Origin of the sequence: Bacteroides sp. 224, assembly GCF_010500995.1 — a bacterium.
Classification (GTDB): Bacteria; Bacteroidota; Bacteroidia; order Bacteroidales; family Bacteroidaceae; genus Bacteroides.
This window is the reverse complement of sequence record NZ_QVMK01000021.1, coordinates 35,735-46,106: the sequence shown is the minus strand read 5'-3', so window position 1 is coordinate 46,106 and position 10,372 is coordinate 35,735. Positions and strand designations below refer to the sequence as shown.

At 34.1% G+C, this 10,372-nt stretch carries 9 protein-coding genes and 1 tRNA gene; 1 reads left to right on the top strand and 9 read right to left on the bottom strand.

Annotated elements, in window-relative coordinates:
* Nucleotides 1–428: 428 nt before the first annotated feature.
* Nucleotides 429–563, bottom strand: coding sequence for a hypothetical protein (locus D0T60_RS18950; protein WP_255491672.1), 135 nt, complete (start codon nucleotides 561–563; stop codon nucleotides 429–431).
* A gap of 673 nt (nucleotides 564–1,236) precedes the next feature.
* On the opposite strand from D0T60_RS18950, the gene D0T60_RS11175 reads away from it, so the two are divergent.
* Nucleotides 1,237–2,352, top strand: coding sequence for a YhcG family protein (locus D0T60_RS11175; RefSeq protein ID WP_163218246.1), 1,116 nt, complete (start codon nucleotides 1,237–1,239; stop codon nucleotides 2,350–2,352).
* A 26-nt stretch (nucleotides 2,353–2,378) separates the two neighbouring features.
* Here D0T60_RS11175 and D0T60_RS11170 read toward each other — a convergent pair whose 3' ends face one another.
* The 8 genes from D0T60_RS11170 to D0T60_RS11140 form a co-directional block, all read right to left on the bottom strand.
* Nucleotides 2,379–3,434, bottom strand: a complete 1,056-nt coding sequence (locus tag D0T60_RS11170) for a DUF1848 domain-containing protein (RefSeq protein ID WP_163218245.1) — start codon at nucleotides 3,432–3,434, stop codon at nucleotides 2,379–2,381.
* A complete protein-coding gene (locus D0T60_RS11165) occupies nucleotides 3,427–5,511 on the bottom strand; it encodes a hypothetical protein (RefSeq protein WP_163218244.1) in 2,085 nt (694 codons plus the stop codon). The genes D0T60_RS11170 and D0T60_RS11165 overlap by 8 nt, the downstream gene beginning before the upstream one ends.
* Nucleotide 5,512: 1 nt before the next feature.
* Complete coding sequence (locus tag D0T60_RS11160; protein ID WP_163218243.1) at nucleotides 5,513–6,655, bottom strand: 3'-5' exonuclease; 1,143 nt, start codon at nucleotides 6,653–6,655, stop codon at nucleotides 5,513–5,515.
* A 1-nt stretch (nucleotide 6,656) separates the two neighbouring features.
* A complete protein-coding gene (locus tag D0T60_RS11155; RefSeq protein ID WP_163218242.1) occupies nucleotides 6,657–7,526 on the bottom strand; it encodes a hypothetical protein in 870 nt (289 codons plus the stop codon).
* A 102-nt stretch (nucleotides 7,527–7,628) separates the two neighbouring features.
* Nucleotides 7,629–8,264, bottom strand: a complete 636-nt coding sequence (locus D0T60_RS18810; protein WP_239059547.1) for a phage integrase SAM-like domain-containing protein — start codon at nucleotides 8,262–8,264, stop codon at nucleotides 7,629–7,631.
* Nucleotides 8,224–8,496: an Arm DNA-binding domain-containing protein gene (locus D0T60_RS18805; RefSeq protein WP_239059546.1), complete on the bottom strand. Its 273-nt coding sequence runs from the start codon at nucleotides 8,494–8,496 to the stop codon at nucleotides 8,224–8,226. Before D0T60_RS18805 ends, D0T60_RS18810 begins: the two co-directional genes overlap by 41 nt.
* Nucleotides 8,497–8,821: 325 nt before the next feature.
* Nucleotides 8,822–8,898: transfer RNA gene (locus tag D0T60_RS11145), tRNA-Asp, on the bottom strand.
* A gap of 106 nt (nucleotides 8,899–9,004) precedes the next feature.
* The gene (locus D0T60_RS11140; protein ID WP_163218241.1) at nucleotides 9,005–9,811 is read right to left on the bottom strand and encodes a 4Fe-4S binding protein; all 807 of its coding nucleotides are present in this window, start codon (nucleotides 9,809–9,811) and stop codon (nucleotides 9,005–9,007) included.
* Between the last annotated feature and the right edge of the window lie 561 nt (nucleotides 9,812–10,372).

The following is a 10,372-nucleotide window of genomic DNA, read 5'->3' as shown; positions in this document are numbered from 1 at the left end:
TCTTAATGCTTTCAAAATCAAATTCTTCTTTCATAAAAAAAACTGTGTTAGTAAAGTTAATAATTTATTCTTTACTGACACAGTTTAAATTACAGTCTCTTTTTTTCAATGGGACACTCTACGTTTTTTTGAGTACCATTAAGTATAATTCTCTCTGCTGCTCGTCCATTGTTAGTGGGTGCTGCCTAGTCTTTCCAGAAGAGGGCAACATTACATTTATTTGATACATCCTTTTAGTCAACTCTGCAGCTTTGCTAGTGTTATTGTGGATTCATTAGCTTTCAATATACGCTCCAATTCCAACATGATAGTATATGCTGTAAAGGATATGCAAATATGTGCTTCAATCCTGTGTCTGAGTCTATGATATATGGGGCGTATTCTTAAATCAAATCCGTCTTGTTCATGCGGAAAGCTCTTTCAATAAACTACAGTTGCCAGTAATTGTTTATAATCTCATTCGGTTTGAGTTTACTATTGGTCACAAAGGTTTTTATACCATCCCACCTGGCGTCCTCATTGAATTTATCATAATCGAGTTCTATCTTGACCTCACCTTCCATTCGCAAGTATTTATTGTATCCCCGATTGTTGATATTAGACTTGGTCAGTTTTCCACTTACTATCNNNNATTTTCGGAGCCCTCGCAAACGATTCTGTAAATCTTTATATGCCCTCTTTTGAGAAAGAGAAACAATTATACGCTGAGATTCTGTTCTTTGAATAACAGTGCTTTGTCCGTTTTGAAGCGACAACTTTAGTATTTGGGCTTGAATTTCTTTCGATTCGTTTTAGGTCTACTTCCCCAAATATATTCGTAGTTATTCTCCGATGATAGATTATGTTCCTACTATTTTGAAGAAAAATGATTATGCTTTGTCCAAAGTTTCTTCTTACAAATTCAATGAAAGAGTAAAAGAGCTAGGGGAGAAAACAAAATTAAATCAAAAAGTTGAGATAGTCCGAAAGAAAGGGAACACCAGAGTTGTTGATGTTTATAAAAAGTACGAACTGATCTTCTCACATACTTGTAGGCGATCGTTCTGTACCAATATGTGTCTCTCCGGTTTTCCAGCTGAGGAACTTATGTGTCTCTCCGGACATAAAAGCCTGGCAGGTATATCAAAGTTGACAATGTGCAAGCTTCGAACAGATTGAAAGCGTTGAGAAACAGCCTAAGTAAACAAGCGTAATTCACAGGAATTCATTACCTTTACACCATAATTCAAATCTCCAATGATAGTAAAACATCAAAATTTCGACCAACTAATTGATAATGTTTATCAAACACATAGCGCATTACAAGAAAATGTAAAGAGAGCTATCAACCAAAACCTAACCATACGCAATTGGCTTGTTGGATATTATATTGTAGAATACGAGCAATATGGGGAAGATAGGGCAAAGTATGGCGACAAGCTAATTGAAGCAATATCTAAATCTATAAAAGGAAAAGGTCTTAAAGGATTTTCTCCTATGGCATTGAGAACTTGCAGAACCTTTTATAAAACGTATCCTAAGATTCAACAGACACTGTCTGTTATATTTCAAAATCAAGACATCAAATTGCTTTCAAACAGCAGTATAGAGATTCAACAGACAGCGTCTGTCGAATTGGCTGAGAACCTCGAATTGTCGCCAGAAATGCTCCTGTCAAGATTGTCCTACTCTCATTTTATTGAATTGATTCGATTTGACGATCCGCTTGAACGCCTGTTCTATGAAGTAGAAACAATAAAGAACAACTGGAGCGTACGTGAACTGGAGCGCGCCATCAATACAGCTTTATATGTCCGAACTGGCTTGTCTAAAAACAAAGAAGCTATCATTAGTAAATTTAAGAATCAGAAACCGGCTCAAAGTATAGATGTAATCCGTGATCCTTACTTTTTGGAGTTTCTTGGATTGGAAGAACGGTCAGAATATAGCGAATCAGAGTTGGAACAAGCTATTTTAGACCATTTACAGAAATTTCTAATAGAACTTGGTACCGGATTTTGTTTCGAAGCTCGCCAGAAACGAATCACATTCGACAACACCCATTACCGCATCGACTTGGTTTTCTATCATCGCATTCTAAAAAGCCATATCCTGATTGATTTGAAAATTGGTAAGTTCGACCATGCTGATGTTGGGCAAATGAATGTCTATTTGAATTATTACAAAGAAAATGAAATGTCGGACAGCGATAATCCACCTATCGGACTTATTCTTTGTGGAAGCAAAGGCGAAGCATTGGCGAAATATGCCACTTCGGGAATGGATAATCAACTGTTTGTTTCTAAATACTTAGTCCAATTGCCGGATAAGAAGGTTTTGGAAAATTTTATCAGAGAGGAGATTGGAGAATAATTTTATACGTTTTTTTTCTAACAGTATCATTGCCTCTGAATTAAACTTTCGCTTTCTTCGTCGTGAATATCTCTATTGGAATCAACTACTTTTCTTGATGTATTAGCATAGCAGTAAACACAATGATGAGAGCAGGTGTTATACATGCCGATATCTTTGCTTACCATGCATCCGCAAATTTTTCTTTGTCCTTTATCTTTCATATTAACGGGTTTTAGTGAAAGTTTTACTTCATCTCCAAACAACGTTTTTTCAGGTAGTTTACCATAATTAAGATAGTATATTAAGTCTCTGTCTTCTGAAAATATTTGCTTCATCAGTTCTCCATCTATGCAGCGGTTATGTTCGATTCCATATTTTCCCAAATTCGCTTCTTCCGCACAGGTAGCCATAGATATTTTCCATCCGTCTTTTGCCCATGCCTCCCGTATTTTTACAAGTCCTTCAATAATTTCATTTATTTGTTCTTGAGTTGGCTCAGCCCTATCTAAACTTTTTTTTGTGAAAGAGCTCGTTTCTTTAATCAGGTTGTTTTGAACCTTACGATATGCCTTGATATCTACAAAACTAAAAACAAGTTTATTTGTATAGCCTTTTAAAGCATTTCCTATGTGCCAGATACGAGTCAACAATGATCTTGGAGTGATCTCATCAGTCAAAATAATTGGGTCGAATCGCCATATAACCCTCTCTTTGCCGATAAGATCGGAGAGTTTCTTGAATGTACTGATACGTTCATCTAACGATGGCACATTTGGCTCAAACCTTTCTTTTTCATAGTCATTGAGTGTGTATTGAAAATAATATTTGATGCCTCTTTTTTCTAATTCATCTAAGTATGGAATCAACGGTTTTGGGTTTTTTGTCCAAAAAACAACCGCTTTGGTGTTTTTGAATGAAATATACATTGGCTGTTGATTAAAAGGATTATACCAAACACAATAACCAACTTTTAGACGATTGACAAACCATTTAGCATAAAATGCGGGAATATCAGTACTTCTGCTAGCAGAAACAATTACTGGGGCTTGTGCCTCAACTAAATCTCCGTTGTCAGTTGTTATTTTGATTTTATTATTCATCTCTTAAGTATAATTCTTTCAATTTTCCCACTATCTTTACTAAAAGAGTTGGTTCAATTCTATCTTTAGCGTTATTCTCAAAATGCTTAATAACTGCCTGATTTGAATGATCGTTTAATTTTATCCAGTCTCCTGATTTTTTTTGATATCCGCCATCTTTATGAACTTTTTGTATCCAATCTATTTCAGTTTTAATTTTATTCCGCTCCTTTTTTTCTTTTGAAAGCAAGTACTCTATACGGTCAAAAACAGATTCATCTAAATAAAATTTGTTTTTAATCGGTTGGCTGGCAAATATATTATTAGATTTAGATTTAATCTCTTTTTCAATAAATTTAATCACATTTTTCCGTACTCCTTTACCTTTATTTAGAACTTTATTGTCTTTGATCGCTTGTAGTAACCCATAAGACATTCCATGCTCTCTAAATAGTTTTTCGTATACGTGTTTATCTCTTTCCGCACTTTTACATTTCACAATTAAATAGTTTATAAAAGAAAGAATCTCACTGTCATTAATATCTTCAATTGTTTTTATAGATATAATTTTATCATTATCTTTTTTTATTATCTCATCATTTTTTTGCTTTACAGATTCAATAACAGGATTATTGCCAAATAGTTGACCATGAAATTCTTTGTAAATTTCCGCTATATAGTTGCTGTCGCATGAATATATAATGTCTGTAAAGTCTCGCGTTAGATTAGCAAATCCGTTTAGGACACCAAACATGGCAAATGCAAGACGATAGTCATACATTCCTTTGCTTTGCATAAACGTAAGTAATTTAGCCCATTCCCCGCCATTTGTGATGACAGCTGCAATGGAAGAAAAAACTCCATTATCCCAAGTTAGCCCAAATTCATCACCTCTTACATGACGGCGCAATTTGTTTAAGAATTCTTTAGCATAACTATCGACCCATTTTTCTTGATATACTTCTTTTGCCTCTGTTGTTGCATCATCTGAGATTCTTTCTTTGAATGAACTTATCTTTCCATTATAGTCTTTTGACGAAAATAGATCGTTTATCCAATGTTTAAATAGCTCATTTTCTGTTTTATCTTTAATAATAGAATCGGAAACAAATGACAACTTATTATTAACAATAACTATTTCGCTCTTTTCTGTTGATAATGGTTGATATTCATTTCTGATTTTTTCTTCTTGTTGGAATATCTTGTTCTCAATCCAAATAATAGAAGCATTTTTTACATCTGTTTGTTCTTTGTTGAATCGCAGATCGTTTAATAAACGCCTTATATCAAGGTCATTCTTTAGAAAACCATACTCCGACTTGATTGCAGAAATAACTTGATCTGTTTTGTTTACATCGTCAATAATACTAAGCAATGTTATGTAAAACGAATCGGTTTTTCGTAACTCATTTAATAACGAATCTAATTTATTTTCTTGATAATCAGTTGGTATTTTATCCAAACTTGACAAGATTGCTGCAAATATATTGAATATTTCACGTAATACATTTAATTGCTTAACTGATTCCGAAGAGGTTGACAACAACGCTCCAATGTAGTATCCGTACAAAAGTCCCTTCATTTTATTGATTCGGATATCTTTTTCTACTTCTGATAAGTTTATTTTAACAGTATCTGAAAAGCTGATTTTATCATATTTTTTTTGTGAGTTTTCAACAGAAAAACGCTTTGAATATAATTTAAGTAATTTTGTTTCGAGACTGCTATCAGACATTGACAATGTTATTCTTTTGTCTTCATTAGAAAAAAATAAGAATCGTGTATTCCAAGGGGTTAAATATACTGTATGATCACAGCAGTAAACTCTTTCTTCTAATTGAGTTAAACTTGACGCTGTTTCTTGGGGTAAATACACTTCTATCAAAAGTGGATGATCCTCATAATCACTTTTGGGGCGATCAAAAGAACATAATGATTCATATAATAAAATAATATTGTCAAAATTATTCTCAGGTATTGAAAACCATCTACTATATCCAAAACCTCGTTTTTCATAAAAAGACTTTGGAGAAATGCTCTCACTTGACAATATATTATTGAAATTAAGAGTTGTTGTTGGTATATATAATTTCTTCATATTATAAATCCTCAATTTTTTCTATTTCTGATGTATTATATAAATGCTCAGGCACATCGCATAATGGATAAGGTAGTTCTCCGCTGTACATAATATATAGATGCCGATATGTACGTGTCATTGCAACATAAAGAGCTTTCTGCTCAGAGATTTTACGTTCATCATCATCTGTCAATTCGGAAATCGCAGGTATAAAAACTGATTCAAATTGTAATCCCTTTGCGCTATGATATGTCATTATTTTAGGATTTGTCGTATTGAAGTTTAGATTGTCAACATTATTTCTAAAATTTTCTTCATCTTCATACTTCATTTCATGATTCAGACCAAACTTATTTAGCAAATCACTTAGTTGTTTAATAATTCTTTTATGTGGTACTAAAATCCCAACATCCGATAAATCCCTTTTTCTAATTATATCAACCATTGATTGCACTTGTTCTTCCAGAGTTCTATATTGGATAAATTTAGGAATAGCAGTTTCTGTACTCTTATATGTACTTTCGTCATATCCATCAAGATTTACGCCAATATATTGTACGACACGAGCGACGGATATTGGCAATCTGTAATTCCGATAAAGTTCAAATGTTTTGGGTCGCTTGTTTGATGGTGATAAATTTACTACTTCCTCTACTGGAAGAGTTTTCTTTAATCCTTCATATATTGATTGTGCTGTATCACCAAAAAAGAAAAAGTTTTTATTTGTTGCCGAAAGAAATTCTTCAATTTCTTCTTGACTGAAATCTTGTATTTCATCCACAATGATATAATCAGCAGATGGTCTATAAGGAATCATATTCCCATTTTCATCTCTCTCATACACCATATAAGACTGACGATTAGCATATTGCTTCAAGTATCTCTTCCATCTCCATTCTTTATGATAAAAAAAATCATTTTTCAAGCCGAGCGTCTCTTTCCCTGTATTCATGTAACGACACAATGCCTTAGTGAAAACAATTATTCTATAATTATCTCCTTTTTCTTTTTGAATACGTTGAGCTTTAATTAATGCAAGTACTGATTTCCCACTTCCGGCACAACCGGAAACCACACATGACTTATCAAGTGTAGCCATTAAAACTCGAATCTGATCTTCATCCAATTCAGATTCTATTATCATCCAGTCTTTTTTTGCCATATTATTTTATATATTTTTTTTCTATTATACGCCAAGCTATTTTACTTATATCATTTTGCTTTTTCGAGTGTGAAATCGAGAAAGTTTGGTTATATCCAGTGTTTCTACCAATTATTTCACAATCTACATCACTCAATCCTTTGTCAATCATTTTGGGTAGCCATTCTTGTGAAACTTCATTATACGTTGTTACATCAACCAAAAGCATTATCCCTTTATCTAATAATTTAGGCAAAAAAGTATTAGCTATGTGTTTGTAAGGATTATCTTGCTCAAAGCGTTGCTTGGTCACAAACTCACATATAGCTTTAAAGGTAATAATTATGTCGAATTGAATAGTAATTACACTTTCTATAATACTTAAATCATAAAAATCATCAATTTCTATTGGTGCAATTCTATTGTTGATTTGTATTTTTGACTGGGATCTGAATCTTTCTAATACATCCTCATAAAGTCTTAAAGAATGCTTATTCCCATCAAGTGCTACAATATTAATTGTTTTCACATTCGCAAATCGCTCAGTAATAGCTGATATTAAACCTATTATTTCGCCTCCTGTACCACAACCAAAATCAAAAATAGACAACTCTTCTTTAGATGTATAGTTTATCTCGAAATTTTCAAAATATTGCTTGAAAATGCAGTATGATTCGACATAGCTACGTGGAAAATATGTTCCAAGATAATTGAGGACATCAGATTTATCCCAATCAATGACAGTCATATTGGTATTTGATTGACAGTTTTTTGCGCCAAGTACTTCAAATATATGCTTGTCAAGCCACAATGGAAGACTCATGCTAGTTGTCAAATTAGCACTATCTTTAGGTGTTGATAAAGTGATGTTGTGAAGAACTGAATTTTCCATGGACAAAAATACTAAATACTTGCGAACCGCCCATATTTTTGCCTAAAAACCTCTATTAACTTCTATTTTGTCTTAATTGATGCATTAGAAAAATTGCCTCGTTCATTGCGCCTGAAAGTAAAAGAAATAACAAATAACCCTTGATTTATCACCTACAATGCGTTTGATAGCCAAGAAAGCCTTTCCCATAGCTACATTGGTGGTAGAATGAATGACGCTGTCAGTGATTTTTGGGTAGATTATCGTTGGCTGGCTATAGATATGGAAATAATGAAATGGCATTAGCAAAAGAAGAAAGACGCAAATATACTCATGTTTTTGAAAATGGAGATACCCGTATGTGCAAAATAAAAATATATCCCGCACAACTTCCAGGTGTTTGATAGAGAATTCCTTATTCTTAATTCGGTCTAGTTCTTCTTGGCTTAGAAAATCCACATCTATTTTATCATGTTTGAACTGAATTCCAACAAACGGGTCTTTCTTTACCCATTCGTTGGCAAGGGTATGCGAACAATTTTCTTTTAAGTTTTTCAGATGCTTCAATGCTGAATTGTGTTGCATATTCCGTTCGGCTTTCAGGAAGAATTCAAAATCTTGAATAAATACATGGGAAACCTTTTTCGGTAGAATATCGTCTTTCTTTGTACTATGTTTGATAAATGTTTTCAGCGTATTCAAGGAAGTCTCAAATTTTTCAACCGTAGAAGCAGAGAAATCTTTTTTTTTGTGATTCATCCCGACCGTACAATTTATCTCTGATAGGATCCGCAGTAATACGAACTCCGTCTATCTCCAACTCCCTATGGATTTGGAGAACTTTTGCTTTCATCGTATCTATATAGCGATTCAATTCTTTGCCAACCTTGCCAGTAGAAGTACAGCATTTTCTTGTCTGATTCCAATACTCAACGGCTACACTCCTTTTAATGGAAATATCGACAGTTCTACAATTAACTGTAATACGCATATAAATGGGTGCTTCTCCGTTTTTTTTAACATCTTGTGCTTTCTAAGTAGAAAGTTCACATTAAAGGTACTTTTCTTTAATCCCATGATAAACTCCTTTCGTGGTTACAAAATTACTATTAAGAGTTCATTTATGAGCTATGTAAAATCCTGAAATACAACGAATAAGAATCCAAAAAGTGGGACTTTTTGTGAGAATTATAAAGTCCCACGAATTAGTCTTTTTTGATTGTGTTTTAATGGGATTTTTTTTGCTAGGTAGGTAAAAAGAAAAAGTCCTGCATTCTATTGGATATCAGAACTTTTCTTTGATTTTCTAAATCTATTGGCGGTCCGGACGGGACTCGAACCCGCGACCCCCTGCGTGACAGGCAGGTATTCTAACCAACTGAACTACCGAACCAAAAATTGTCTTTAGCAATCTCTCCCGATTGCGGATGCAAAGGTAGCGCTTTTTTTTGATCTTGCAAGAAGTTTAGAAACTTTTTTGCTTAATAATTGCATTTTCCCTATTCGTTTATGCTTGTAGGGGGGAGACTGAATGTAACTTCCGGTTCTTTTCGGGCTGAGTTAGCACTTACAAATTTCTTGCCGGCTACTTTATACAGTAATCCTCCAAAACGGCGGGCGTTTTGTGGGCATACTACAATACAGCGTCCGCAAGATATACAGAGATCTTTGTTGGTTTTTCGAGGATTTTCTTTAGGTATGGCTTGCGTAGGACATAGCTTTACACAACTACCGCATTGATTGCATTTACTGTTTCCTTTTGGTTTCAATGGTATGCTTCCGGGTTGTTTGTAAGGAATGTTGCCTTTGACTTTTATATCCGACAATATACTGATATCTATAATACTATCAAGTAATTCAAAACTTTGATCGGCAAAATGTTTGATAAACGTGTTGTCTTTTTCATCCGGGCGATTGCAACCCACTTCGGGGAAAATGGAATGTTGGGCAATAAAAGCCCCGGCAGAGATAGTTTTGAAGCCGTTGTTGGTTACAATGTCTTTGAGTTCAAGAAGTGCGTCGTCATAATCGCGGTTTCCGTAAACACATACAATAATCGCAGGTGTGTGGTTGCCCTTGAATTTCTGGAGTGCTTTGGCAGCTTCGACCGGGATACGACCGGCGTATACAGGCATTCCTACAATTAACAGATCATTTGGATTGAAAGAAATATTGCTTTCCGGTGATTGCTGGGTAATGTCATATTCGGTTATGGGAGAGTTTGACTGCTCAGCTATTAATTTAACAACTTTCTTTGTTGTGTATGTTGCGCTGAAATATACGAGGTTGATTGTTGAGGGTTTCATGATATATGTTTTTATTTATTTTAGTATATTGTCTGAATTATAGGGTTTTACTTCTTTAAAGATGCTTTTAGTATGTTTACTAAAGCAGGTACTCCTACAGCTTAAATTTTCTATATCAATACAGTAAATTATTAAATATGCCCGAAATGTAAAATAATACTCTATTGATCAAATAGCCTTTTATCGCTTGTAAAGATAGTAAATACTTGCGGATTGATTCTGAAATCTTTGTTTTAATCTATTTCTCAGTCTTAACTTTCTTATGTTACTTTGGGGTAAACTATGCGAAGAATGTTTTCGGCGCAGAGAAAGAAAGGAATGTGTGTCGGAAGAAGTGGATTCAGTTTTGAAAGGTATTTACAGAGCTTTTTCTCCACCCGGGTGTGGATGACTTCTCCACCCGGATGGAGGAGGGCTCTACATCCGGGTGGAGAAACTGGCTATATCCGGGTGTGGGAAGTAGTTTTGAACTGCTTTAGAGAAGTTGTTATGCTTAATTAAAAAAGAGATAATTGTTTTTTTTATATTTTTACGAATAGGAATTTTTAATTGGTGACACTT